Origin of the sequence: Microbacterium sp. LMI12-1-1.1 (genome assembly GCF_040676455.1) — a bacterium.
Classification (GTDB): domain Bacteria; phylum Actinomycetota; class Actinomycetes; order Actinomycetales; family Microbacteriaceae; genus Microbacterium.
Map to the genome: position 1 here is coordinate 62,128 of NZ_JBEGIA010000001.1, position 23,656 is coordinate 85,783.

At 70.7% G+C, this 23,656-nt stretch carries 25 protein-coding genes; 12 read left to right on the top strand and 13 right to left on the bottom strand.

The window, feature by feature from the left end; all coding sequences use genetic code 11:
- Nucleotides 1–181: 181 nt before the first annotated feature.
- Entirely contained in the window at nt 182–1,213 is a 1,032-nt protein-coding gene (gene fbaA / locus MRBLMI12_RS00305; RefSeq protein ID WP_349427921.1) for a class II fructose-bisphosphate aldolase, read from the top strand.
- A 115-nt stretch (nt 1,214–1,328) separates the two neighbouring features.
- Here the strand turns inward: fbaA and MRBLMI12_RS00310 are convergent, their stop codons facing one another.
- The 4 genes from MRBLMI12_RS00310 to MRBLMI12_RS00325 all read right to left on the bottom strand — a co-directional run bounded on the left by MRBLMI12_RS00310 (nt 1,329) and on the right by MRBLMI12_RS00325 (nt 4,340).
- Nucleotides 1,329–2,030, bottom strand: a complete 702-nt coding sequence (locus tag MRBLMI12_RS00310; protein ID WP_363352909.1) for a hypothetical protein — start codon at nt 2,028–2,030, stop codon at nt 1,329–1,331.
- Nucleotides 2,027–2,566: a sigma-70 family RNA polymerase sigma factor gene (locus MRBLMI12_RS00315; RefSeq protein WP_349427923.1), complete on the bottom strand. Its 540-nt coding sequence runs from the start codon at nt 2,564–2,566 to the stop codon at nt 2,027–2,029. Before MRBLMI12_RS00315 ends, MRBLMI12_RS00310 begins: the two co-directional genes overlap by 4 nt.
- A gap of 134 nt (nt 2,567–2,700) precedes the next feature.
- The gene (locus MRBLMI12_RS00320; RefSeq protein ID WP_349427924.1) at nt 2,701–3,303 is read right to left on the bottom strand and encodes a DUF6264 family protein; all 603 of its coding nucleotides are present in this window, start codon (nt 3,301–3,303) and stop codon (nt 2,701–2,703) included.
- Nucleotides 3,300–4,340: a 4-hydroxy-3-methylbut-2-enyl diphosphate reductase gene (locus tag MRBLMI12_RS00325; RefSeq protein ID WP_349428988.1), complete on the bottom strand. Its 1,041-nt coding sequence runs from the start codon at nt 4,338–4,340 to the stop codon at nt 3,300–3,302. The genes MRBLMI12_RS00320 and MRBLMI12_RS00325 overlap by 4 nt, the downstream gene beginning before the upstream one ends.
- Nucleotides 4,341–4,497: 157 nt before the next feature.
- Between MRBLMI12_RS00325 and xseA the strand changes: the two genes are divergently transcribed.
- Genes xseA through MRBLMI12_RS00360 form a run of 7 tightly spaced genes read left to right on the top strand, consistent with a single transcriptional unit; the run spans nt 4,498 to nt 11,046 of the window.
- Entirely contained in the window at nt 4,498–5,853 is a 1,356-nt protein-coding gene (gene xseA / locus MRBLMI12_RS00330) for an exodeoxyribonuclease VII large subunit (RefSeq protein ID WP_363352912.1), read from the top strand.
- A 10-nt stretch (nt 5,854–5,863) separates the two neighbouring features.
- The gene (locus MRBLMI12_RS00335) at nt 5,864–6,109 is read left to right on the top strand and encodes an exodeoxyribonuclease VII small subunit (protein WP_349427926.1); all 246 of its coding nucleotides are present in this window, start codon (nt 5,864–5,866) and stop codon (nt 6,107–6,109) included.
- Nucleotides 6,106–6,753, top strand: coding sequence for a DUF4245 family protein (locus MRBLMI12_RS00340; RefSeq protein ID WP_363352914.1), 648 nt, complete (start codon nt 6,106–6,108; stop codon nt 6,751–6,753). Before MRBLMI12_RS00335 ends, MRBLMI12_RS00340 begins: the two co-directional genes overlap by 4 nt.
- Nucleotides 6,754–6,788: 35 nt before the next feature.
- Nucleotides 6,789–7,400 (top strand): carbonic anhydrase, encoded by a 612-nt coding sequence (locus MRBLMI12_RS00345; protein ID WP_404929977.1) that lies wholly within the window; start codon nt 6,789–6,791, stop codon nt 7,398–7,400.
- Between the two features lie 29 nt (nt 7,401–7,429).
- Nucleotides 7,430–8,839, top strand: a complete 1,410-nt coding sequence (locus MRBLMI12_RS00350) for a class II fumarate hydratase (RefSeq protein ID WP_414686143.1) — start codon at nt 7,430–7,432, stop codon at nt 8,837–8,839.
- A 48-nt stretch (nt 8,840–8,887) separates the two neighbouring features.
- Nucleotides 8,888–10,393 (top strand): sensor histidine kinase, encoded by a 1,506-nt coding sequence (locus MRBLMI12_RS00355; RefSeq protein WP_363352918.1) that lies wholly within the window; start codon nt 8,888–8,890, stop codon nt 10,391–10,393.
- Nucleotides 10,390–11,046: a response regulator transcription factor gene (locus MRBLMI12_RS00360; protein ID WP_363352920.1), complete on the top strand. Its 657-nt coding sequence runs from the start codon at nt 10,390–10,392 to the stop codon at nt 11,044–11,046. Before MRBLMI12_RS00355 ends, MRBLMI12_RS00360 begins: the two co-directional genes overlap by 4 nt.
- A 111-nt stretch (nt 11,047–11,157) precedes the next feature.
- Here MRBLMI12_RS00360 and MRBLMI12_RS00365 read toward each other — a convergent pair whose 3' ends face one another.
- From MRBLMI12_RS00365 to MRBLMI12_RS00380, 4 genes are all read right to left on the bottom strand, one after another.
- Nucleotides 11,158–11,838: a hypothetical protein gene (locus MRBLMI12_RS00365; protein ID WP_363352922.1), complete on the bottom strand. Its 681-nt coding sequence runs from the start codon at nt 11,836–11,838 to the stop codon at nt 11,158–11,160.
- 169 nt (nt 11,839–12,007) lie between these two features.
- Nucleotides 12,008–13,363 (bottom strand): PhoH family protein, encoded by a 1,356-nt coding sequence (locus tag MRBLMI12_RS00370; protein ID WP_349427933.1) that lies wholly within the window; start codon nt 13,361–13,363, stop codon nt 12,008–12,010.
- Between the two features lie 257 nt (nt 13,364–13,620).
- A complete protein-coding gene (locus MRBLMI12_RS00375) occupies nt 13,621–14,742 on the bottom strand; it encodes an aminotransferase class V-fold PLP-dependent enzyme (protein ID WP_414686144.1) in 1,122 nt (373 codons plus the stop codon).
- A 45-nt stretch (nt 14,743–14,787) separates the two neighbouring features.
- Nucleotides 14,788–15,573 (bottom strand): isoprenyl transferase, encoded by a 786-nt coding sequence (locus tag MRBLMI12_RS00380; RefSeq protein ID WP_349427935.1) that lies wholly within the window; start codon nt 15,571–15,573, stop codon nt 14,788–14,790.
- Nucleotides 15,574–15,684: 111 nt separating this feature from the next.
- Here MRBLMI12_RS00380 and trhA point away from each other — a divergent pair, with 111 nt between their 5' ends.
- Nucleotides 15,685–16,428 (top strand): PAQR family membrane homeostasis protein TrhA, encoded by a 744-nt coding sequence (trhA, locus tag MRBLMI12_RS00385; protein ID WP_363352926.1) that lies wholly within the window; start codon nt 15,685–15,687, stop codon nt 16,426–16,428.
- Nucleotides 16,429–16,462: 34 nt separating this feature from the next.
- Here trhA and MRBLMI12_RS00390 read toward each other — a convergent pair whose 3' ends face one another.
- Nucleotides 16,463–16,792, bottom strand: a complete 330-nt coding sequence (locus MRBLMI12_RS00390; RefSeq protein WP_363352928.1) for a hypothetical protein — start codon at nt 16,790–16,792, stop codon at nt 16,463–16,465.
- A gap of 116 nt (nt 16,793–16,908) precedes the next feature.
- Between MRBLMI12_RS00390 and MRBLMI12_RS00395 the strand changes: the two genes are divergently transcribed.
- Nucleotides 16,909–17,301, top strand: coding sequence for a DUF4307 domain-containing protein (locus MRBLMI12_RS00395; RefSeq protein WP_363352930.1), 393 nt, complete (start codon nt 16,909–16,911; stop codon nt 17,299–17,301).
- 100 nt (nt 17,302–17,401) lie between these two features.
- Nucleotides 17,402–17,893, top strand: a complete 492-nt coding sequence (greA, locus tag MRBLMI12_RS00400) for a transcription elongation factor GreA (RefSeq protein ID WP_349427939.1) — start codon at nt 17,402–17,404, stop codon at nt 17,891–17,893.
- A gap of 30 nt (nt 17,894–17,923) precedes the next feature.
- On the opposite strand, the gene ilvA is transcribed toward greA, so the two are convergent.
- Both ilvA and MRBLMI12_RS00410 read right to left on the bottom strand, forming a co-directional pair.
- Nucleotides 17,924–19,210, bottom strand: coding sequence for a threonine ammonia-lyase (gene ilvA / locus MRBLMI12_RS00405; RefSeq protein ID WP_414686206.1), 1,287 nt, complete (start codon nt 19,208–19,210; stop codon nt 17,924–17,926).
- 8 nt (nt 19,211–19,218) lie between these two features.
- Nucleotides 19,219–20,424 carry an AI-2E family transporter gene (locus MRBLMI12_RS00410; protein WP_363352934.1) on the bottom strand — a complete coding sequence of 402 codons (1,206 nt, stop codon included), beginning with the start codon at nt 20,422–20,424 and terminating at the stop codon, nt 19,219–19,221.
- Between the two features lie 84 nt (nt 20,425–20,508).
- On the opposite strand from MRBLMI12_RS00410, the gene MRBLMI12_RS00415 reads away from it, so the two are divergent.
- A complete protein-coding gene (locus tag MRBLMI12_RS00415) occupies nt 20,509–21,837 on the top strand; it encodes a winged helix-turn-helix domain-containing protein (protein WP_363352936.1) in 1,329 nt (442 codons plus the stop codon).
- A 41-nt stretch (nt 21,838–21,878) separates the two neighbouring features.
- Here MRBLMI12_RS00415 and MRBLMI12_RS00420 read toward each other — a convergent pair whose 3' ends face one another.
- Nucleotides 21,879–22,976: a DNA glycosylase AlkZ-like family protein gene (locus MRBLMI12_RS00420; protein WP_363352938.1), complete on the bottom strand. Its 1,098-nt coding sequence runs from the start codon at nt 22,974–22,976 to the stop codon at nt 21,879–21,881.
- A 95-nt stretch (nt 22,977–23,071) separates the two neighbouring features.
- Nucleotides 23,072–23,638: a LemA family protein gene (locus MRBLMI12_RS00425; protein WP_349427944.1), complete on the bottom strand. Its 567-nt coding sequence runs from the start codon at nt 23,636–23,638 to the stop codon at nt 23,072–23,074.
- Nucleotides 23,639–23,656: the final 18 nt, after the last annotated feature.

Here is a 23,656-nt window from a genome sequence, read left to right on the forward strand (position 1 = left end):
AACGGCAAGCGAAGGAATCGCGTTTCTTTGCGATATCGCAGGGACGGGTGTTTCCCACGGCAGCGGGGGCCACCGGCATCCGTGCGCTCTCCGGGGCTTGGGTAGAGTTTGCGTTACGCCCGCAGGGATCAACGGCCCTGAGCCGATACCCCTTCAGACCCGTGAAGATCTAGGAGCACCCATGCCCGTCGCCACCCCGGAACAGTACGCCGACATGCTGGACCGCGCGAAGGCCGGTGGCTTCGCGTATCCCGCCATCAACGCCGCCAGCTCGCAGTCGGTCAACGCCGTCCTGCAGGGCCTCACCGAAGCAGGCTCCGACGGCATCCTGCAGGTGACCACGGGCGGCGCCGACTACTTCGCCGGCCACACCGTGAAGGCCCGCGCGACCGGCGCACTCGCCTTCGCCGCCTACGTCCACGAGGTCGCCAAGAGCTACCCGATCACCGTCGCCCTCCACACCGACCACTGCCCGAAGCCGGCGCTCGAGGACTTCGTGCTGCCCCTCATCAAGGCCTCGGAGCAGGTCGTCGCCGACGGCGGCAACCCCATCTTCCAGTCGCACATGTGGGATGGCTCGGCTGTTCCGCTCGCCGAGAACATCGAGATCGCGAAGGAGCTCCTCCCCCGCCTCAAGGCGATCAACGCCATCCTCGAGGTCGAGATCGGCGTCGTCGGCGGCGAAGAGGACGGTGTCCAGCACGAGGGCTCGAACGAGGCCCTCTACACGACGACCGCTGACGTCTCGCAGGTCGTGGAAGCACTCGGCCTCGGCGAACAGGGCCGCTGGATCGCCGCCCTCACCTTCGGCAACGTGCACGGCGTCTACAAGCCCGGCAACGTGAAGCTGCGCCCCGAGCTCCTCGGCGAGATCCAGGAGGGAATCGCCGCGCAGTTCGGCACCGGTCCCAAGCCGCTCGACCTCGTCTTCCACGGCGGCAGCGGCTCGACCGACGAAGAGATCGCCACGGCGGTCGCGAACGGCGTCGTGAAGATGAACATCGACACCGACACGCAGTACGCCTTCACGCGGTCCGTCGCCGGCTTCATGTTCAAGAACTACGACGGCGTGCTGAAGGTCGACGGCGAGGTGGGCAACAAGAAGGCCTACGACCCGCGCGCCTGGGGCAAGATCGCCGAGTCGGCGATGGCCGCACGCGTGGTCGAGGCGACACAGCAGCTGGGTTCCGCCGGCAAGAGCCTCGCCGCCTGACGGCTTCCGTTCGGGAGCCACGCGCCCCGAACACCTCGGTTGCCTCGGCACCGGTCCTGCGAAGGACTCGGCGTCGGGGCATCCGTCGTCTCACCCCGTCACCGGCGACGGCGGCTCACTCCCCCGGCTCGCCGCGCAGCAGGACGCGGCCGTCCGAGACCGCGCGCACCTCGATCGAGGCGATGTCGGCACGGTCGAGGGCGGTGCCGGCATCCAGATGCGCGGTCGATCCAGGCCCGGCGCGCCAGCTCGACAGCTCGCTGGTGGCGCCGTCGGCCGACGTGACGACGAGCACGTACGGCCATTCCTGATCGTCGGCATAGGGATCGTCGCTGGGCGGGTAGTCGCAGACCATCGAGATCCGCGTGCCCCACGCGACGTCGGTCAGCTCCACGGTCGCGCTCAGCGGCACGTCGGTGACCGGCTGGAGCGCGACGACCTCTTCCGGCACCGCCGCCGGCACGACCGAGGTCGTGACGGCGAAGGCGACCACCACGGCGAGCACCGCGGCGGCGGCGATCCCGCCGCCCCAGGCGAACATCCTCCGACGGCGTGCGCTGCGCGTGCCCCGTGCCACCATCCGGGAGCGGGCCGCCGGGTCGGGGCCGCTATCGCCCGGTGGGTCGAGGAGCGACTCTGCCCGGTCCACTCCCACGCGCGCCAGGAGGCCCAGCGCGGGCGCGAGGTCGGCGATCGCGTCGCGGCAGAGGCGGCACTCGTCGAGGTGCGCCTCGTACAGCCGGCGATCGTCGGAGCTGAGCGCGCGCACCATGTACGCGGCATCCCAGTCGGCGAAGCGGACGTGGTCGGTGCTCATCGCGTCACCCCCTTCTCCTGAAGGGTGAGCCGGAGAGCACGCAGCCCGTAGTGCAGGCGCGACTTGACGGTGCCGGGCGGGATGTCGAGTTCGTCCGCCATCTCGGCGACGGAGAGCCCGCGATAGTACGCGCGGACGACGACGGCGCGGTGCTCCGTCGTGAGTGCGGCGAGCGCCTCCTCGACGAGGATCGCCTCGAACAGCGCGTCGGTCGCGTCGGGCGCGGCGCGCTCGGGCACCTCCGCGACGCCGATCTCACGGCGGCGCCGCGCGCTGCGCGCCTCGTCGATGACGAGGTGACGGGCCACCGTGAACATCCACGAGCGCGTGGTCGAGGGATCCTGCTCGAGGATCCTGGGCGTTCGCCACGCCCGCAGCAGCGTCTCCTGCACGATGTCGTCGGCGCCGGCGCGATCGCCGGTCAGATGCACGACGTAGCGCCAGACCGGTGCGGCGTGGGCGTCGTACAGAGCAGCAAGCCGCTGCGCATCGCGGCCGGCGGCGCTGTCACGACTCTCCACGCTGTCGTGCGGCATCCATCACCTCCCGCAGAGGACACGAGACGTGGCACCCGCAGGTTCAGGTGAGCCGCCACGCCCCCGCCGTCATCACGAGTATGGACCTGCGATGCGGCATCGTGGCAGACCGGTGGGCCGCGTGACCCCGGGGATCAGCCGCCCGCGCTCTCCACGAGCGCCTGCCACACAGCCGGATCGTTCATCAGGGGCACGGCCATGAGCGTGCCGGAGACGAACGTGAACAGGATGCCGCCCACGAGCGGGATCCACCAGGTCAGCCGTCCTCGGCGCACGCTCCACCACGAGACCACGGCCGTCGCGCACCAGCCGACCGCGAGGACGATGACGGCGGCGATCCCCCACGCCCTTCCCGCGGCCGGATCCGTGATCTGCACGTCGACGCCCAGCATGGAGAGCAGCGTCTCGGCGTACGCGCCGTAGTCGAGGAAGGCGGGCACCGACGAGACGACGTTGACCAGGCCGTACGCGAGCAGCGCGAACGTCACGATGCGGTCCACCGGACGAGGACGACGTTCGGCGGGCGCGGGCGACGCGGGGATGCCAGGGGCGGGCGCGTCCGTCATGACCGGCGCCACCGGCTCCTGTTGCCACGGCGCGGGCTCCTGGATGCGCGCGCGCTGCTCCTCGGGCGTGGCGTACTCGCCGAACTGGGGCCTGGGCCGCGACGAGTCCGCACGCGGTGCGGCCGGCCGCACCGGCGGGTCGGGCTCGGTGTCGGCGGACGTGTCGCTCATGCGCGGCTCCGGCCGCCGAGGGCACGGTCGTCGCGCTTGCCGGCGGCATCCGTCCGGAGCTCCTTGGGCAGCGAGAACTGCAGGTCCTCCTCCGCCGTGCGGACCTCCTCGACGTCGCGGTAGCCCGCGGCGGCGAGGTCGTCGAGCACCTGCTGCACGAGCACCTCGGGCACCGAGGCACCGCTGGTGACCCCGACCGTCTCGACGCCCTCGAGCCAGGCCTGCTCGACCTCGTCGGCGTAGTCGACGCGGTAGGCGGCCTTGGCGCCGTACTCGAGCGCGACCTCGACGAGCCGCACGCTGTTCGACGAGTTCGCCGAACCGACGACGATCACGAGGTCGGCATCCTTGGCGACCTTCTTGATCGCGACCTGACGGTTCTGAGTGGCGTAGCAGATGTCGTCCGACGGCGGATCCTGGAGCTCCGGGAACCGCGCACGCAGGCGCCGCACGGTCTCCATGGTCTCGTCGACCGACAGCGTCGTCTGCGACAGCCACACGACCCTCGACGGGTCGCGCACCTCGATGGTGTCGGCCTCGTCCGGCGAGTTCACGATCGTGACGTGATCGGGTGCCTCGCCTGCCGTGCCCTCGACCTCTTCGTGGCCGACGTGGCCGATCAGGAGGATCTCGTAGTCATCGCGGGCGAAGCGCACGGCCTCGCGGTGCACCTTGGTGACGAGCGGGCAGGTGGCGTCGATGGCGCGGAGGCCCCGATCGGATGCCGCATTCACGACCGCCGGCGACACCCCGTGCGCGCTGAAGACGACGTGGGCGCCCTCGGGAACCTCGTCGACCTCCTCGACGAAGATCGCACCGGCGGCCTCGAGCTCGGTGACGACGTGGATGTTGTGCACGATCTGCTTGCGCACGTAGACGGGGGCGCCGAAGCGCTCCAGCGCCTTCTCCACCGCGATGACCGCGCGGTCCACGCCGGCGCAATAGCCGCGCGGGGAGGCCAGGAGCACCCGCTTCTGTCCGGTGCCGGCGATATCCTGGAGCGGTTCGCGCCGCCGCGGGATGCGCGGGACGGGCATGCTCACAGGGGCCTGACTCGCTCGGGTCTGCCCCGCGGTGCTGATGCTCACCCCTCGATTCTACGGGCGGCCTCCTGAGCGGGGCCTCCGCGAGACCGCCCGCGACGCCCGAGGGTTCGCGGGCGAGAGCAGCCCGTCTCGGGCACGAAAGGACCGCATGACGACCTTCCAGCCCGCCGCCGTCCCCGGCGAGCCGCCGCCCGCCGACTCGGTGCGGCCGCGCGACTCCTCGCCGCAGGCGCCGACATCCGTGGCCCGCCTCAACGACACGATCCGCGGATTCGTCCAGACGTGGGGCTCGGTGTGGGTCGAGGGCGAGATCACCGGCTGGAACCAGCGTGGCGGCAATGTGTTCGGGCGGCTGAAGGATCTCGTCACCGACGCCACCATCTCGTTCCGCATCTGGTCGTCGACGCGCGACCGGCTGCCGGGCGACCTCAAGGTCGGCGACCACGTGATCGCCTGCGTGAAGGCCGACTACTTCGTGAAGAACGGGGACTTCGGCTTCGGCGTGTCGGCGATGCGCCACGTCGGGCTCGGCGACCAGCTCGAGCGTCTCGAGCGGCTGCGGGTGCAGCTGCGCTCGGAGGGGCTGTTCGACCCGTCGCGCAAGAAGGCCCTTCCGTTCCTCCCGCGTCTGATCGGACTCATCACCGGCGAGAACTCGGATGCCGAGAAGGACGTCCACCGCAACGCCGAGCTGCGCTGGCCGCAGGTGCGGTTCCAGACGAAGTACGCCGCCGTGCAGGGCGACCGGTGCGTGCCCGAGACCATCGCGGCACTGAAGGCGCTCGACGCCGCGCCCGATGTCGACGTCATCATCATCGCCCGCGGCGGCGGCGACCCGCAGACCCTGCTCGGATTCAGCGACGAGCGCCTGCTGCGGGCGGTGGCTGCGGCATCCACCCCCGTCGTGAGCGCGATCGGCCACGAGAACGATCACCCGCTCCTGGACGACGTCGCCGACCTCCGCGCCTCCACGCCGACGGACGCCGCGAAGCGCATCGTTCCGGACGTCGCCGAGCAGCGCGCCATCGTCGGTCAGCTGCGCGCGCGCATGAACACGCGCCTGGCTCAGCGCATCTCGCACGACATCGCCCAGCTCGAGCAGCTCCGGTCACGACCGGTGCTGCGTGCGCCAGAGACGCTGCTGACCACCCGCGCGCACGAGGTCGAGCTGCTCGCAGCACGAGGCCGGGACCGCGTGGACCGCTCGCTCCAGCTGCACGAGCGGCGCACCGCCGAGCTGCGCGCGACACTGCGCGCACTGTCCCCCGCGTCGACGCTCGCCCGCGGCTACGCCATCGCGCACCTGGCCGACGGCGTGATCGTGCGAGATGCGGCGCAGGCTCCGGCATCCACTGCCGTCGTGGTCACTGTGGGGCGCGGATCGTTCGCCGCGCACTCGGACGGGGAGATCGCCGAACAGCCGCCCGTCTCCGTCGGCACGGCGCCGGCAGACCCCGCCGAGCCCGAACCGGCGGGGCACGGCGCCCCCTCTGCCGCGAACTAAGATGGAGGCCATGACTGAGACGAGCGGCGCCCTCGAGGACGTCGCGACCCTCTCGTTCGAGCAGGCGCGGGATGAACTCGTCCGCGTCGTCGCCGAACTCGAGCAGGGAGCTCCCACCCTCGAGCACTCCCTCGCCCTCTGGGAGCGCGGGGAAGCCCTCGCCGCACGCTGCGAGGAGTGGCTGCTCGGCGCCAAGCGGCGTCTCGAGGCCGCCCGGTCGACGGTCGACCGGGCCGACGGCGAGGAGACGCGATGACACGCGGACCCCGCATCGTCGCCGAGCTCGGCCGCCCCGAGACACCCGAGGAGACCGCCGACCGCAAGGCGGAGTCGTCGCGCGTCTACCGCTCGAGCCAGAATGTGCGCAATCTCATCGCCGCGCTGCTCGCGACCCTCGCCGTCGTCGTCGTCATCGTCTTCGCCGTCCCCCGCGGCACTCCCCCCGAACGCGAGCCGATCGACGTCTCGGCAGTCGCCGCCGACATCGCGGCGTCGGAGGACCGCACCGTCATCACGCCCGAGCTGTCGGACGGCTGGGTCGTGAACAACGCGCGCATCGAGGGCAACGGCCCGGTCCGCGCCTTCACCGTCGTCTACGCCCCGGCCGGCGAGGACGAGCGCGGGTTCCTGCGCGTGGCGCAGGGCTTCGACGCCGACGAGTCGTGGGCCGCCCGCGTCCTCTCGGGCTCGGCCCCGCAGGACACCGTGACCATCGACGGAATCACGTGGGAGCGCTACGACCTCGACCCCGATCGCACGGGGAACATCACTGTCGCCCTCGCCACCGACGCCGGCGCCGACACGGTGCTCATCTACGGCGCGGCGAGCGAGAAGGCGCTGGAAGAGACGGCGCGTTCCGTCACCGATCAGATCACCGCATTGCGCGAGGAGGCCGAGTGACCGACCAGCCCACGCCCGCGAAGGCCTGGCAGGAGATGCAGCGCGGCAACGCCCGCTTCGTGGCCGGGGAGCCCCGGCATCCCCGCCAGGACGTCGACACCCGCCATGACCTCGCGGACGGTCAGCGTCCTCGCGCCGCCCTGTTCGGCTGCGCGGATTCGCGACTGGCGGCCGAGATCATCTTCGACAAGGGCCTCGGCGACCTGTTCGTCGTGCGCAACGCGGGCCAGGTCATCTCCGACTCGGTCGTCGGCAGTCTCGAGTACGCCGTGGCGGTGCTCGAGGTGCCGCTCATCGTGGTGCTCGGACACGACGCCTGCGGCGCGGTGCGAGCGGCGATCGACATCACCGACCCCGAGGCTGACCCGCTGCCGCCGCACATCTGGCGCCTGATCTCGCCGATCGTCCCCGCCGTGCGCCGCGTCCAGCGCGCGTCCGCCGTCGACGGCGTCTACCCCGCCGAGATCGACGCCGACGAGGTCGGGCGCGAGCACCTCCGCGACACCGTGGGTGAACTGCTGCACGCATCCGAGCTCATCAGCACCGCCGTCGCCGAGGGCCGCCTCGCGATAGTCGGCGCCAACTACCGCCTCGCCGAGGGCACCGCGGTCCCCGACGTGATGGTCGGCATCCCCGACCAGGCCTGACCCGGCCTTCCCCCATCCCGTACCGACACATGAGGAACAACGACGTGACCGACATCGAGTACCGCATCGAGCACGACACCATGGGCGAGGTGCGTGTGCCCAAGAACGCGCTCTACGCCGCCCAGACGCAGCGCGCCGTCGAGAACTTCCCGATCTCGGGCGATCGGCTGGAGCCCGCCCAGATCGTGGCGCTCGCACGCATCAAGAAAGCCGCGGCCCTCGCGAACAGAGAGCTCGGCACGCTCGACGGCGCGATCGCCGACGCCATCGCCGGCGCGGCCGACCGCATCATCGCGGGAGAGTTCGAAGACCAGTTCCCGATCGACGTCTACCAGACCGGCAGCGGCACCTCGTCGAACATGAACATGAACGAGGTGCTGGCGACCCTCGCGACGCAGGCGCTCGGCGCGACGGTTCACCCGAACGACCACGTCAACGCCTCGCAGTCGTCCAACGACGTGTTCCCCACCTCGGTGCACATCGCGGTGACGCAGGAGCTCATCGACGACCTGATCCCGGCCCTCGACCACCTGGCGGTCGCCCTCGAGGCGAAGGCCGAGCTGTGGAAGACCGTCGTCAAGTCGGGTCGCACGCACCTCATGGATGCGACGCCGGTCACCCTCGGCCAGGAATTCGGCGGCTACGCGCGCCAGATCCGCCTCAGCATCGAGCGTGTGCAGGCCGTCCTTCCCCGCGTCGCCGAGGTGCCGCTCGGCGGCACTGCCGTCGGCACCGGCATCAACACCCCGCTGGGCTTCCCGCAGCGGGTCATCGAGCTGATCGTCGCCGACACCGAGCTGCCGATCACCGAGGCCAAGGACCACTTCGAGGCCCAGGCCAACCGCGACGGCCTCGTCGAGGCGTCCGGCGCCCTGCGCACCATCGCGGTGTCGCTCACCAAGATCAACAACGACCTGCGCTGGATGGGCTCCGGCCCGAACACCGGCCTCGGCGAGCTGCACATCCCCGACCTGCAGCCGGGCTCGTCGATCATGCCCGGCAAGGTGAACCCGGTGATCCCCGAGGCGACGCTCATGGTGTGCGCGCGCGTCATCGGCAACGACGCGACCGTCGCGTGGGCGGGCGCGTCGGGTGCCTTCGAGCTGAACGTCGCGATCCCGATCATGGGCAGCGCGGTGCTCGAGTCCATCGAGCTCCTCGCCAACACGTCACGCGTGCTCGCCGACAAGACCATCGACGGTCTCGAGGCGAACGTCGAGCGTGCCGCGGCGTACGCCGGGATGTCGCCTTCCATCGTCACGCCGCTCAACAAGCTGATCGGCTACGAGGCGGCGGCGAAGATCGCCAAGCACTCGGTCGCGAAGGGCATCACGGTGCGCGAGGCCGTGATCGACCTCGGCTACGTGGAGCGCGGAGAGCTCACGCTCGAGCAGCTGGACGAGAAGCTGGACCTCCTCTCGATGACGCACCCGGGCTGATCCGCCCGCCCCATGCCGCTGCACCCTCGTCGGCGGGATAATCGGGACATGGCCCGAACGCCCCGCCCGGTCCCCGCGCGCGTCAGGATCCTTGCCGCGATCCTTGCCGTCGCATGCGTCGGCCTGGCGATCGTGGGCAGCGTCACCTTTCTCGTACAGCGCGAGCAGGCCCTCACGAGCGTCAACGAGCGGCTCAAGGCCCAGGTTTCGTCGCTGGACGCCGTGGCGGACGACACCGCCGCAGGGACGCCCTCCGGCGCCTCCGAAGCCACGGACGAGCTCGACAAGGACGAGTTCGATTCGATCGACGACTACCTGAACGCCGTCGTCGCGCGCCTGGTACCCGCCCGCAACGAGGCCTCGCTCGCGCTCATCGACGGTTCACCGCGCTGGGTGCCGTCGACGCTGTCGGGCTTCGACATCTCGCGGAACCAGGAGCTCATCGACCGCGTCGTCACTGAGACGGCCGGCGGCAGCACAGAGATGGGGACGGCGGTCACCGACCAGGGGTCGCTGCGCTACATCGCGATCCCGGTCCGCATGGACGGCGACCCGCGCGAGGGACTCTACGTGCGTGCCGTCAACCTCGGAGCCGAGCTGCAGCCGGTGACTTTCGCGATGACGACGTACGTGATCGCGGCCGTGGCTGTGCTGTTCGCAGTCGGCATCGTCGGCTGGTTCGTCACCGGTCGGCTGCTCTCGCCGATCCGTCACCTCCGCGAGACCGCCGACGCTATCTCCATCAGCGACCTGTCGCGGCGGCTCGAGCCCCACGGCAATGACGACATCTCCGACCTGTCGCGCACCGTCAACTCGATGCTCGACCGGCTCGAGGACTCCGTCGACGATCAGCGCCAGCTCCTCGACGATGTGCGGCACGAGCTCAAGACGCCCATCACGATCGTGCGCGGGCACCTCGAGCTGATGAACCCGCAGGATGCCGCGGACGTGGCCTCCGCGCGTGACATCGGCATCGCCGAGCTCGACCGCCTGACGCGGCTCGTCGAAGACATCGACCTGCTCGCGACGGCCGAGACGGACTCGACGAACCTCGCCGCCGTCGACCTGGCGTGGTTGACCGCTCGCGTCGGCGAGCTCGTCGGCGTGATCCCCGGCCACGACTGGACGATCGAGGCGGTCGCCGACGGCGAGACGACCGGCGATCAGGACCGTCTGCTGCAGGCATGGCTCCAGCTCGCCGACAACGCTGCGAAGTACACGCCCCTGGGCAGCCCGATCGAGATCGGCAGCGCGCGCGACCTGGAGGGCGCCCGGCTGTGGGTGCGCGATCACGGGCCGGGCATCCCCGCGGACCAGCGGACGCGGATCTTCCGCCGCTTCGACCGCGCCCACGTCAAGCGGTCCGTCGGCGGCTCGGGTCTCGGCCTCGCGATCGTCGACGCGATCGCGAAGGGTCACGGCGGGCATTGCGTCGTCACCGACACGCCGGGCGGCGGCGCGACCTTCACCATCCACCTGCCTCCCACGGAGGCCGAGCTGCCGGTGCCCGTTCGTGCCGGTGATGTCGTACTGCAACGGGAGGCCGCGGGATGACCAGGATCCTCATCGTGGAGGACGAGCCGCGGATCGCGGCGTTCGTCAGCCGCGGGCTCGAAGCCGCCGGCTACGAGACGCTCGTCGTCGAGGACGGCCCCGAGGGACTCGAATCGGCGCTGCGCGGCGACGCAGATCTCGTCCTGCTGGACGTCGGCCTGCCCACGATGGACGGCTTCGAGGTGCTTCGCGAACTGCGCGCCCGCGGATCGGCGGTGCCGGTGATCATGCTGACCGCGCGATCCAGCACGCGTGACACGGTGACTGGCTTGGATGCCGGGGCGAACGACTACGTCCCCAAGCCGTTCACCTTCGAAGAGCTTCTGGCGCGCGTCCGCTCCCGGCTGCGTGAGAGCGTCCCGCAGCCCGGCGTGTCGATCTCGCACGGCGACGTGACGCTGGACATCCTGGCGCGGCGGGCGACCGTCGCCGGACGCGAGATCGATCTGTCCGCACGCGAGTTCTCGCTGGCCGAGCAGTTCCTGCGCAACCCCGGCCGTGTGCTCAGCCGCGAGCAGCTGCTGAGCCGCGTGTGGGGGCTGGACTTCGATCCGGGCTCCAACGTCGTCGACGTGTACGTGCGGTATCTGCGCGGAAAGCTCGGATCCGACCACATCGTCACGGTCCGCGGCGCCGGCTACCGCTGGGAGTGAGGTCGGCGCCGGACGTCCGTGGTCCGGCCGGCTCCCCCGCGCGCGAAGAAGCCCCCGGTGCTGGGGGACACCGGGGGCTGTGAAAGGCCGGACTGGGGGATCCGACCGTTGTCAGTCGCGCTTGTCTGGGGAATTGCGCGACTGGTCTTTCTTCGCGTCGTGATCGGCGCCGTTGCCGTTCCCGACGTTTCCGCCCGCATGTGCGGGACGATCCGGGCCGTTCGATGTGCGATCGGCTGAGGACTTCTGCTTCTGCTGCTCCACGGGCGCGACCAGGTTCTGCTGACCGTCGGACTGCGTCCGGACCGGACGCTCGGCCGTCTCGGTCTTCTCGGCCGTCTCACGCTCGAGGCGCGAAACCAGCGCGTCGATCCGCGCGGTGGTCCACCCTTGCGCGTTCGCCCACGAGCGGAGCTCCTCCCACGACCCGGCCGCCTTCGCCGCGGCGATGACGGTCTCGATGTCGGCGGGCGCCGCGGGCTCGGCCGCGATAGGTGCGTTTGTGGTGGCCCGCGAGCCGTCGGACGCCAACGGCTGATCGACGACCTGCGGAGCGGGTGCCTCCACCACTTCGGCGTTGACTGGAGGCACAGGTGCCTCCGGCGTGACGGCCGCGGAGGCGGACGGCGACGGGGAGCTCGCGGAGGGAACGATGACGCGCTCGGAGGCCAAGCTCGTACCGGGCGAATCGGCCAGCGCCATGGTGTTCGCGAGAGCGACCGCGGTCACGACGGCGATGCTCGCAGCGACGGCGGTCACGCCGCCGATCACGAGCCCCGTGCGTGCTTCCACGACTCTGCTGCCTCCCATACGCGGATCGAATTCCCCTCCATCCATGGTGACAGACCGATCGCCGCACAAGTGCCACAGGCGATGAGACTCTTCTCATGCGCCGACGGCGCCGACGGCCGGGATGTCGGCATCCCGGCCCGTCAGCGCCGTCAGTGCAGCTGCGTGTCACCTAGGCGAGCTCGCCCGCCTCCAGAAGGTCGGTGACGAGGGCGGCGATGGCGGAGCGCTCGGAGCGCACCAGCGTGACGTGACCGAACAGCGAGTGACCCTTCAGCGTCTCGATGACCGAGGCCACACCGTCGTGACGACCGACGCGCAGATTGTCGCGCTGGCCGACGTCGTGGGTGAGAACGACTCGCGAGCCCTGCCCGATCCGGCTCAGCACCGTGAGAAGCACATTGCGCTCGAGGGACTGCGCCTCGTCCACGATCACGAAGGCGTCATGCAGCGAGCGCCCGCGGATGTGCGTGAGCGGCAGCACCTCCAAAAGGCCCCGCTCGATCACCTCGTCGAGCACATTGCCCGACACGACCGAGCCGAGGGTGTCGAAGACCGCCTGACCCCAGGGGTTCATCTTCTCCTGCTGGTCGCCCGGCAGATACCCGAGCTCCTGCCCGCCGACGGCGAACAGCGGCCGGAACACGATGATCTTGCGCTGCTGCTGTCGCTCCAGCACCGCCTCGAGCGCCGCGCACAGCGCGAGCGCCGACTTGCCGGTGCCGGCTCGCCCGCCCAGCGACACGATGCCGACGTCGGGGTCGAGAAGCAGGTCGATGGCGATGCGCTGCTCGGCCGAGCGGCCGTGCAGTCCGAAAACCTCTCGATCGCCCCGGACCAGGCGGAACTCACCGTCGTCGATCACGCGCCCGAGTGCGGAGCCGCGCTCGGAGTGGACGATCAGCCCGGTGTTCACCGGAAGTCCTCTCACGTCCTCGCTGACGGCGACTTCGCTCTCGTAGAGATCGCTGATGTCGTCGCCCGACACGTCGATCTCGGAGATGCCGGTCCAGCCCGAGTCGACGGCCTGCTCCGCGAGGTACTCCTCCGCCGTGATGCCGAGCGACGCCGCCTTGACCCGCATGGGCAGGTCTTTCGAGACGACCGTGACCTCCTGGCCGTCCTGGGCGAGGTTCATCGCGATGGCGAGGATGCGGCTGTCGTTGTCGCCGAGGCGCATGCCCGAGGGCAGCACCGACGAGTCGGTGTTGTTGAGCTCGACGCGCAGCGTGCCGCCCAGACCGACGGGGACCGGGAAGTCGAGCCGGCCGTGTTCGACGCGCAGCTCGTCGAGATGGCGCAGCGCCTGCCGGGCGAAGTAGCCGATCTCGGGGTCGTGCCGCTTGCCCTCGAGCTCCGTGATCACCACCACGGGGATGACGACGCTGTGCTCGGCGAAACGGAAGAACGCCCGTGGATCGCTGAGCAGCACTGATGTGTCGAGAACATAGGTGCGCAGATCCTGATCGGGCTCTGCGATCTGCTCGAGATCCTGACTGCGCTGCTCGTGTGGTGCTCGTGTGGTCACAACCCACTCCCGCCCCGGGTGGTTCACCCGGCAGTCACGAGTCGACCAGGGTACCGAGTCGTGGATCGTGAAGTCGCGATCCGTGAGGCCGACTCGACCGGGCTCCTTGCCCGATGGCCTCACGCTACGACCGACCTTCGACATTGCGCGCGCCCGACACGCGGGAACAATGTGACGATCCGGTGAACGGATGCCGCGATCGTGCGGCCGGTCGCTCCCGCTCCGCCTCGCCGGCGGGGCGTCACCTCACGGGTGCGTCACCACACCCGCGCGGCGGAGAACGCGGCGAGCGCATCGCCGAACAGCCGCAGGGTGTCGGCGCCGGTGCCGACGTGCGGCGCGACGCGGATGCGGCCGGCACGGGCGGTCACCGTGAGCCCGTGGTTCGCCAGGGATGCGGCGAGCGGCGCGGCGTCCTGCGGTGCGGGCTCGAGCGTCACGATGCCCGCCCGGCGCTCGGGGTCGCGCGGTGTGACCACCGGCACCTCGTAGCGGTCTGCGGCGAACATGACGTCGGCTGCGCGCGCCGACAGCTCCGCTTCGATCTGCGCGACGCCCACGTCGGCGACCTCGCGCAGCGCGGTCGCCAGGCGAGCCGCGGCGAGTGTGTCGGGTCCCGAGACCGAGAAGGCCTGGGCGGAGGCGGACGGCGCGGGCACGGCGTCGACGGGCAGGTCGCCGTCGACGCCGCGGAAGCCCGAGAGCACGGGGGCGATCCGCTCGAGCGCACGCGCGCCGAACCAGGAGAAGCCGGTCCCCCGGCCCGCGCGCAGCCACTTGTAGCCGTGGCCGCAGACGACGTCGGCGGCGAGGTAGTCGGCGTCGACCATGCCGAAACCCTGGATGGCGTCGACGATGAGCAGGCGATCGCCGATGACCTCGCGCAGGGCGGACAGGTCGGTGCGGTAGCCGGTGCGGAAGTCGACGAGGCTGACCGCGACAGCGCGGGTGTCGTCCGAGAGCGCCGAGCGCACCGCATCGGGTGTCATGAACCCGTCGGCGGGTTCCACCCACTGCAGCTGGAGCGAACCGAACGCCTCGGAGGCACGCGTGGCCGCGACGGTGAGGCTGGGGAATTCGCCCCGGCCCAGCATGAGCCCCCCGGCCAGGCCGTAGACGGCGTGCATCAACCCGTACGTGGTGGACGGCTGCAGCACCACCTGCTCGGCATCCGTCCCGATCAGTTCGGCGACGAGCTCCCGGGCCTCGCGCACGTGGTCGGCGACGAGCTCGATGCTCGTGCGCCGGCCCGAGCCGAGCAGCTCGGTGTCACCCTGCGCCTCGCTGCGGACCGCAGGCGAGAGCGGCCCGAACGCCGCCCAGTCCAGATACCCGGGTTCCCCATCGAACGACGCCAGATAAGAATCCAGATCGGTCACGCGGATCATTCTGGCAGAGCGGCGATCGCCGGTGTGACGAAGTGCTCAGCTGCCGAAGCGGCGCTCCCGCGAGGTGAAGTCGCGGATGGCGCGCAGGAAGTCCACTTCGCGGAGGTCGGGCCCGAGCGCCTCGACGAAGTAGAACTCCGAGTGGGCCGACTGCCACAGCAGGAAGTCGCTCAGCCGCTGCTCGCCCGACGTGCGGATCACGAGATCGGGATCGGGCTGGCCGCCGGTGTAGAGGTGCTCCCCGATCTGCTCGGGAGTGAGGCTCGCCGCGAGCTCTTCGAGGGATCCGCCCTGCTCGTCGTGCTGCGCGATGATGCTGCGCACCGCGTCGACGATCTCGCCGCGTCCGCCGTAGCCCACCGCGAGGTTGACGTGCATGCCGGTGTTGTCCTTGGTGCGGGCTTCGACGTCGGCGAGCACCCGGGCGAGGTCGCCCGGCAGTGCTACGGCGCGACCCACGTGCTTCACGCGCCAGTCGCGCTCGTGCGAGAGCTCGTCGGCGAGCTCGGCGATGATCTCGATGAGGTCCGAGAGCTCCCGGGAGTCCCGCTTGCGGAGGTTGTCGTTCGAGAGCAGGTAGAGCGACACGACGCGGATGCCCACGTCGTCGCACCAGCGCAGGAACTCCTTCATCTTCGCCGCCCCGGCACGGTGGCCGTGAGCAGCGGAGTCGTAGCCGAGCTGCCTCGCCCAGCGGCGATTGCCGTCGATCATCATCGCGAGGTGGTGCGGGACGGCCGCGGGATCGAGCCGGCGACGGAGGCGGTTGATGTAGAGGCGGTAGAGAGGCCCTCTGCCCTCGTTCGTCTCGCCGCGCGCCACAGACCTACGCTACCCCTCGCGCGCCACGGACCCTAGCGCGGCCGGCGCCCCGGCATCCAGGGGCCCGGCTATGTTCCCCGGCCGGCATGCGGCGCCGTCTACGCTGAGGTGATGAGCCGCCGTCGCAGTGCCCCCCGGGCCCCCGAGGTTCCCGTGCTGCCGCTGATGGATGCCGCCGCCGTCGACGCGGCCACGCCCGAGATCAAGCCCTCCTGGCGCGGCTGGATCCATGCGGCCACCTTCCCCGTCGCCATCGTTGCCGGCATCGTGCTGATCGTGCTCGCGCAGGGCGCGCCGGCCAAGTGGGCGTGCGCGGTGTTCATGGCCACGTCGCTGCTGCTGTTCGGCAACTCGGCGCTGTATCACCGGTTCGACTGGAACCCGAGGACCAAGGCGATCCTCAAGCGGATCGACCATGCCAACATCCTGCTGCTGATCGCCGGCACCTACACCCCGATCGCGACGCTCGCGCTCCCGCCGCAGAAGGGCGCGCTGCTGCTCGTGCTGGTGTGGAGCGGGGCGCTGCTCGGCATCCTGTTCCGGGTCTTCTGGATCCATGCTCCGCGCTGGCTCTATGTCGCGCTCTACCTCGCGCTGGGGTGGGCGGCGGTGATGTATCTCGTCGATCTGTTCGAGGCCAACGCCGCGATGATGATCCTCGTCGCCGTCGGGGGGCTCCTCTACACCGGTGGCGCCATCGTCTACGCGCTCAAGCGGCCCAACCCGTGGCCCGGCCACTTCGGCTTCCATGAGATCTTCCACGTGTGCACGGTGCTGGCGTTCCTCTGCCACTGGACGGCGTGTCTGCTGATCGCCCTCGACCCGCTGTCACCGTCGCTGGGGCTCCCGGGCTGACCCGTCCCGGTGCCGCCGCGCGCGCTCAGCGTGCTCAGCGCTTCGGAGCAGGCCCGCCGGCGTCGTCGCCACGGGTCTCGTCATCCGCGGGGTCGATCCTCTCGCCGTCGACCTCGGTGGCCTCGGTCGCCCGGGCCGCCTGCGCCTCGGCGTCCAGCTCCTCCTGGATGTCGGCGCGCACGCGGCCTCGCCGGATGCGGCGCATCATGTCCCACACCAGCAGGATCACCGCGATCGCGATGAACGCGGTGACGACGAAGCCCACGACGCCCGGCGTCACGATGTCGGGGTCCACCTCGGAGGGCGAGGGCGTCGGCGTCGGAGTCGCCGCGGCGCTCAGGAAGGCGACGATCGCGTGCTGCATGGGGTCCTCGCTCTGCCCGCGGGGCGGGCGGTGTCGTCGGGGGTGCGCGCGAGCGCATAGCCTGGAGTCCCAGCCTAATCTTTCCGATCCGGCCCGATGAGACGTCAGGGAGCGGCGTGACCACGCAGGACATGCTCGACGAGCGCTACGGCCGTCAGCGTTCGCCCGGGCGTCGCTGGGCCATCGGCGCCGGCATCCTGGTCGCGGTCGGAGTCGTCGCCCTGTTCGGCTGGTTCACGGTGCAGAACGCGCTGGACGCGGTCGACTCCGACACGACCTCGTTCGAGGTCGTGGACGAGCACTCCGTGACGCTCGGATTCCAGATCACCGCTCCCCCGGGATCGGCGGTCGCCTGCGCGATTGAGGCGCAGGACGAAGAGCACGGAGTGGTCGGCTGGAGGGTCGTCGACCTGCCCGCCTCCGACCTGCATGCGCGGGCCTTCCGCGAGGTCATCCCCACCACTGCCCTGGCTACGACAGGTTTTGTCAACTCCTGCTGGGTGACGTAGTCTGACGGGACATCAGTCGAATCGCGCCCTGGCCGTGAGCCAGGGCGTTCGGTTTATGCCCGTGCCGTCCCGCGCGCCGGGCCCAACGAAGGAGTCAGCCGTGTCCACCGACGCCCCCGTGACCTTCCTCACCCAGGACGCGTACGACCGCCTGGCCGCCGAGCTCGAGCACCTCTCGACGACCGGCCGCGAGGAGATCGCCAAGCGCATCGAGGCCGCGCGCGAAGAAGGCGACCTCAAGGAGAACGGCGGCTATCACGCCGCCAAGGACGAGCAGGGCAAGCAGGAGGCGCGCATCCGCACCCTTCAGCACCTGCTGAAGACCGCCACCGTCAGCGAAGCTCCCGAGAGCACCGGCGTGGTCGAGCCCGGCACCGTCATCACCGCGATCGTCGCCGGAGGCGAAGAAGTCTTCCTCCTCGGCAATCGCGAGATCGCGGTCGGTTCCGAGCTCGATGTGTACAGCGAGGCCTCTCCTCTGGGCGAGGCGATCCTCGGCCGCAAGGAGGGCGAGAAGACCTCGTACACCGCGCCGAACGGGCGTGAGATCGCCGTCGAGATCGTCAAGGTCGAGACCTACAACGGTCAGTAGCAGCCGGCCCCGGCGAGCGCATCCCGCGCGCTAGTCGGGGACCACCGTCGGCGCGTAGCCGGCGTCCTCGAGCACCGAGATGACGTGCGCGCGGTGCTCCTCGCCGCGCGTCTCGACGCTCAGCTGCAGGATCACCTCGCTGATCTGCAGCCCCTGCCCGTGGCGCGTGTGCAGCACCTCGATGACGTTCGCCCCGGCGATCGCCAGCAGCTCCGACACCTGCGCGAGCTGACCGGGGCGGTCCGGAAGCGGGATGCGCAGGGTCATGTACCGGCCGGATGCCGCCAGCCCGTGCGCGACGACGCGCTGCAGCAGCAGGGGGTCGATGTTGCCTCCGGACAGCACCGTCACGGTCGGGCCGTTCGCCATGACCTTGCCCGCGAGGATAGCGGCCACGCCGACGGCGCCCGCGGGTTCGACGACCTGCTTGGCGCGCTCGAGCAGCACGAGGAGGGCACGGGCGATGTCGTCCTCGGTGACCGTGACCACCTCGTCGACGAGGTCGCGGATGATCTCGAACGGCAGGTCGCCCGGCCGCGCCACGGCGATGCCGTCGGCGATGGTGGGCAGCGTCGGGATCTCGAGCGGATGCCCCGCGGCGAGGGAGGGCGGATACGCGGCGGAGTTCGCCGCCTGGACGCCGATCACCCGGATGGTCCGTCCCTCGGCGGCCGCGCGAGCCTTCACGGCCGCGGCGACGCCGGCGATGAGCCCTCCCCCGCCGATGCCGAGCACGATGGTGTCGAGGTCGGGCAGCTCGTCCATGAGCTCGAGGCCGAGCGTGCCCTGGCCGGCGATGACGTCGTGGTGGTCGAACGGGTGGATGAAGACGGCGCCGGTCCGCTCGGCGAACTCGGCGGCCAGTCGCAGCGGCGTCTCGACGGTGGCGCCCTCCAGCACGACGTCGGCGCCGTACCCGCGCGTGGCGAGCAGTTTGGGCACGGGCACGCCGAGCGGCATGAAGATGGTCGCGCGGATGCCGAGCGCCTTGGCCGCGAGGGCCACACCCTGCGCGTGGTTGCCGGCCGAGGCGGCGACGACACCGCGCGCACGCTCCTCGGCCGTCAGCCGCGACAGGCGATACGTCGCACCGCGGATCTTGAACGAGCCGGTCCGCTGCAGGTTCTCGAGCTTCAGATGGACCGGCACGCCCAGGACGTCGGACAGGTGCTGCGACTCGTCGAGCGGAGTGTGGGCGATGACGCCCTCCAGCGTGGCCCTGGCGTCCTCGAAGTCCGCGAGGGTCGGCACCGCGAACGCCGCCGAGCCGGCGTCGGCGGCGGCGGCCGCGGGTCGGGCGTGGCCGGCGGAAGACATGGCGGTGGTCACGAACGGACTCTCCTCTGCCGCGGAACGGTGCTCCAGATGAGGTCGCCGGAGGGTTTGGCTCCGGTCTCCCAGGCGCGTTCGGCGAGATAGACGGCGACGACGTTGACGAACGCCGCGAGCGGGACGGCGAACAGGGCGCCCGGGATGCCGGCGATCATCGCGCCGCCGGCCACCACGAGCACGACCGCGAGCGGGTGCACCTTGACGGCGGACCCCATCAGCAGCGGCTGGAGGACGTGGCCCTCGAGCTGCTGCACGCCCAGCACGACGACGAGCATCCAGAGCGCGATCCACGGACCGTTGTAGACGAGCGCGAGGAACACGGCAACGGTGCCGGTGACGACGGCACCGACGATCGGCACGAATGCGCCGAGGAAGACGAGCACGGCAACGGGGATCGCGAGCGGGACACCGAGGAGGGCGGCACCGAGGCCGATGCCGATCGCGTCGATCGTCGCGACCAGCAGCTGCGTGCGGGCGTAGTTGACGACGGTGACCCAGCCGGCGCGTCCTGCGCCGTCCGCCGCCGGCCGCGCCTTCTTGGGGAACAGCCGCAGCGTCCACCGCCAGATGCCGGCGCCGTCGGCGAGCAGGCACAGCAGGATGAAGAACGCGAGCACGGCGCCGGTGACGACGTGACCGATCGTGGATCCGATCGCCAGCGCGCCTGACCAGAGGAGCTCGGCCTGCTGCTGGATGAAGACCCAGCCCTGATCCAGCAGGTCGTCGATCTGCTCGGGGCTCAGGTGCAGCGGCCCGTCGATGAGATACTGCCGGAACTGGTCGATGGCGGCCACCGTGCTGGCCTGCACGGAGTCCCATTGCCGCATGATCTGCCAGACGACGAGCCAGAGCAGTCCGGTCACGATCGCGAGGGTGCTGACGACCGAGATGACGATGGCGAGCCAGCGAGGCATCCTCCGGCGCAGCATCCACGCGAACGCGGGCCACAGCAGGGCGGTGATGAGGATGGCGATCAGAAGCGGGATCACCAGCAGCTTCAGCTGGATGACGAGCCAGACGCCGATGCCGATGGCGGCGGCGACGACGATGACCCGCCAGGAGTAGGCGGTGGCGACCCGGAGACCACGCGGCACCGCGGCGGAGGTCTCGGTGGAGACCACGCGGCTGCGGTCGCGGACGGCATCGAAGAGCGAGCTGCGGGGCTTGTCTTCGGAGCCGCTCGTACGCCCAGTGCTCATTCGCCCAGTCTAGGCGCGTCGCATTCCGCGACGGTCATGAAGACGGTGGGGCCGATGTCGGAGCCGCTGGCTAAGCTGACGCGCGTGAAGTCCTCGCTCAGCGCCGCAGAAGCGCGGCGCGTCGCGCTCGCCGCACAGGGGTTCGCGCGCCCTCGCCCCTCCGCCGCGGGGACGCGGCAGCTGAACGGCGCGCTGGCGCGGATGGCGACACTGCAGATCGACTCCGTCAACGTCTTCGCCCGGTCGCACTACATGCCGCTCTTCTCGCGCCTCGGTGCGTACGACCCCGCTGCCCTCGATCGGCTGCTGTTCGCCCGGCGCTCGCCGTACGTCGAGTACTGGGCGCATATGGCCTCCTTCATCCCCGCCGCCGACTGGGGACTGTTCGACTTCCGCATGCAGGCGATGCGCGCCAAGTACGGCGGCGCCGGCAGCTGGTCCGACACCCATCGCGAGATCCTCGACTGGGTGCGCGCCGAGCTCGCCGACCGGGGGCCGCTGCGTCCGGCGCAGATCGAGCACGACACCAAGAAGGGCGCCCGCGGCCCGTGGTGGGACTGGGACGTCGTGAAGCAGGCGCTCGAGCACCTCTGGCTGTTCGGCGAGGTCGCGATCGCTGGCCGACGCGGGTTCGAGCGCCGGTACGGCCTGGCGGAGCACGTGATCCCGCACGACGTGCTCGATGCCCCGGTCGCCCGCGACGACGCCGTGCACGAGCTCGTGCGGCGCGCGGCACGGGCCTACGGTGTGGCGACCGCCGCCGACATCGCGGACTACTGGCGGATCGCCGACCGCAAGGCCATCACGGCGGCGCTCGACGATCTCAGCGAGGCCGGTGAGCTGCAGCCCGTCACCGTCGAGGGGTGGACCACCGGCAGGCGACCGGCCAGGGCGTGGCTGCACCGAGAGGCGGTCGTGCCGCGACGCATCGACGCCACCGCGATCCTCACGCCGTTCGACCCCGTGGTGTGGTTCCGGGACCGCGCCGAGCGCCTCTTCGACTTCGAGTACCGCATCGAGATCTACACGCCGGCGGCCCAGCGCCGATTCGGCTACTACTCGCTTCCCGTCCTCATCGACGACGACATCGTCGGCCGCGTCGACCTCAAAGCCGATCGTGCCGCCTCGACCCTGCGCGTGCAGGCGGCGTGGTGGGAGCACGGACGCCCGGCGGATGCCGCACCCCGCCTCGCCGCGGAGCTCCGTCTCGCGGCCGCCTGGCAGGGTCTGGAGTCCGTCTCGATCTCGCGCTGGGGCGACGCCGTCGACGACCTCGCCCGCGTGATGCCCGAGGCCGCCCGACATGACGCCGGGCCGGCTGAACCCGTCGCCCTCTCCCCCGAGGAGCCGGGTGCCGACGAGCCCGCGACCGCGGGGCCCGGCACTGAGGCCGTCGAAGAGCTCGCGAGCTGACGAAGGCGCACCCGCTGAGAACGGCGGTCCAGCGGTCGGACTCACGCGGCGGGGGAACCCACCACCTCGAGGCCGAGCCAGCGGGCGAGGTCCTGGATCTCGGCATCCACCGCCTGCCGGATCTCGTCGGTGAACGGCTCGTCCTCGTGCACCGCGTGCACCCGCAGAACGCCGGCCTTGCGATCGCTCTTGGCGTCGAGCTTGCCGACGAACCGATCGCCGTGCAGGATCGGCAGCGCGAAGTAGCCCCACCGGCGCTGGGCGGCGGGCTTGTACATCTCGAGCAGGTACTCGTACCCGAAGATCTCTTCCAGCCGGCGACGGTCGAACACCAGTCGGTCGAAGGGCGACAGCAGCGCGGTGCGCGGCGCGAAATCGGCGAGCCCGTCGAGCGCCTCGAGGTCGACGCGCCAGACGCCGTCGGTCCGATCGACCACGGCCTCCTCGCCGATCTCGCCGACGTCCACCGGCTCCAGCGGCTGCGCGATGCCCTTCGCCCGCGCGATGCCGAGCGACGCGAGGCGGCGCTCCGCGCGCTCGCGCGCAGCCTCCTCGTCGGTGAGCGCCACCACATCGGGCGGGTAGACCCTGTCGGCGACGTCGAACAGCCGGCCGGCGGCGTCCCTCGACGAGATGGCCACGTCTCCGCACATCACGAGGATCTCGAGGAGCTGCATCGAGTTGCGGTTGTTCGTCCACCCCGACGAGCGCCACGACACCTGGGCGGCGTCGGGGATGTCGGCAGCCCGAAGCGGTCCCTCGGCCCGCAGCCGGGCCAGCACCTCACGACGGAACACGTCGTTGGCGGCCAGCCACTCCCGCGCCTGCGCCGAGTGCGGCCGGTGCCGCATCTCGGAAAGCAGCAGCGGAAGGTCGGTCATCGCCCGGTAGAAGCCGCCCCACTCGAATACGGCGCGGTCCTCTTCGACGAGGCGCACGAGGTCCGCCGGCTGGTAGGGCCACCCGAGCCGGCTCCACAGGATCAGGTCGGCGCTGGGTGCGATCGCCGCCGTCGGCTCGATGTTCACGATGGTGAGCGCATCGATGGTCTCGACGATGCCCGCGGGGCGATGAGCGGTCAGGAGCTGGCCGCGCGCCGCGATGCGGCGGGCCTCCTCACGCGTCAGCCGGACAGTCACGCCCCGACGCTACCGCCGGGCGGCGACATCCGTCTGGTGAGGTTTCGACATCCGTCTGATGAGGTTTCGACTCGCTTCGCTCGCTCAACCTTGAGTCAGAACTGCACGCGGGGCGGCTCCGAGATGGCGGCGCCGTCGATCACCTCGAAGAACTCCCGCTCGTGGAACCCCAGGTTGCGGGCGAACATGTTGTTCGGGAACACCTTGATCTTCGTGTTCAACTCGCGCACGCCGCCGTTGTAGAACCGGCGCGAGGCCTGGACCTTGTCCTCGGTGTCGACGATCGACTGCTGCAGCTGGAGGAAGTTCTGACTCGCCTGCAGCTGCGGATACGCCTCCGCGACGGCGAACAGGGACTTCAGCGCCTGCTGCATGCGTCCCTCGGCGGCGCCGGCCTCGGCGGGCCCGGTCGCCGACAGCGTGTCGGCGCGCGCCTGCGTCACGCGCTCGAAAACGGCCTTCTCGTGCGTGGCATACCCCTTGACGGCCTCGATGAGGTTCGGCAGCAGATCCGCTCGACGCTTGAGCTGGACGGTGATGTCGCTCCACGCCTCATCGACGCGCACGTTCAGCTGGACGAGCGAGTTGTACGTCGCCCAGAGATAGATGCCGACGATGACGGCGAGCGCCACCACGATAAGGACTGGGATCAGCCATTCCATGTGCCGAGGCTCCGTTCG

Excerpts from the sequence above, each read along its gene's own strand:
- MRBLMI12_RS00410 (WP_363352934.1), bottom strand. The coding sequence starts at position 20,424 with ATGAGCACTGGGCGTACGAGCGGCTCCGAAGACAAGCCCCGCAGCTCG.
- MRBLMI12_RS00425 (WP_349427944.1), bottom strand. The coding sequence starts at position 23,638 with ATGGAATGGCTGATCCCAGTCCTTATCGTGGTGGCGCTCGCCGTCATC.
- fbaA (WP_349427921.1), top strand. The coding sequence starts at position 182 with ATGCCCGTCGCCACCCCGGAACAGTACGCCGACATGCTGGACCGCGCG.
- MRBLMI12_RS00320 (WP_349427924.1), bottom strand. The coding sequence starts at position 3,303 with ATGAGCGACACGTCCGCCGACACCGAGCCCGACCCGCCGGTGCGGCCG.
- xseA (WP_363352912.1), top strand. The coding sequence starts at position 4,498 with ATGACGACCTTCCAGCCCGCCGCCGTCCCCGGCGAGCCGCCGCCCGCC.
- trhA (WP_363352926.1), top strand. The coding sequence starts at position 15,685 with ATGAGCCGCCGTCGCAGTGCCCCCCGGGCCCCCGAGGTTCCCGTGCTG.
- MRBLMI12_RS00335 (WP_349427926.1), top strand. The coding sequence starts at position 5,864 with ATGACTGAGACGAGCGGCGCCCTCGAGGACGTCGCGACCCTCTCGTTC.
- MRBLMI12_RS00360 (WP_363352920.1), top strand. The coding sequence starts at position 10,390 with ATGACCAGGATCCTCATCGTGGAGGACGAGCCGCGGATCGCGGCGTTC.
- MRBLMI12_RS00340 (WP_363352914.1), top strand. The coding sequence starts at position 6,106 with ATGACACGCGGACCCCGCATCGTCGCCGAGCTCGGCCGCCCCGAGACA.
- MRBLMI12_RS00350 (WP_414686143.1), top strand. The coding sequence starts at position 7,430 with ATGAGGAACAACGACGTGACCGACATCGAGTACCGCATCGAGCACGAC.
- MRBLMI12_RS00355 (WP_363352918.1), top strand. The coding sequence starts at position 8,888 with ATGGCCCGAACGCCCCGCCCGGTCCCCGCGCGCGTCAGGATCCTTGCC.
- ilvA (WP_414686206.1), bottom strand. The coding sequence starts at position 19,210 with ATGTCTTCCGCCGGCCACGCCCGACCCGCGGCCGCCGCCGCCGACGCC.
- MRBLMI12_RS00345 (WP_404929977.1), top strand. The coding sequence starts at position 6,789 with ATGCAGCGCGGCAACGCCCGCTTCGTGGCCGGGGAGCCCCGGCATCCC.
- MRBLMI12_RS00325 (WP_349428988.1), bottom strand. The coding sequence starts at position 4,340 with ATGCCCGTCCCGCGCATCCCGCGGCGGCGCGAACCGCTCCAGGATATC.
- MRBLMI12_RS00390 (WP_363352928.1), bottom strand. The coding sequence starts at position 16,792 with ATGCAGCACGCGATCGTCGCCTTCCTGAGCGCCGCGGCGACTCCGACG.
- MRBLMI12_RS00310 (WP_363352909.1), bottom strand. The coding sequence starts at position 2,030 with ATGAGCACCGACCACGTCCGCTTCGCCGACTGGGATGCCGCGTACATG.
- MRBLMI12_RS00315 (WP_349427923.1), bottom strand. The coding sequence starts at position 2,566 with ATGCCGCACGACAGCGTGGAGAGTCGTGACAGCGCCGCCGGCCGCGAT.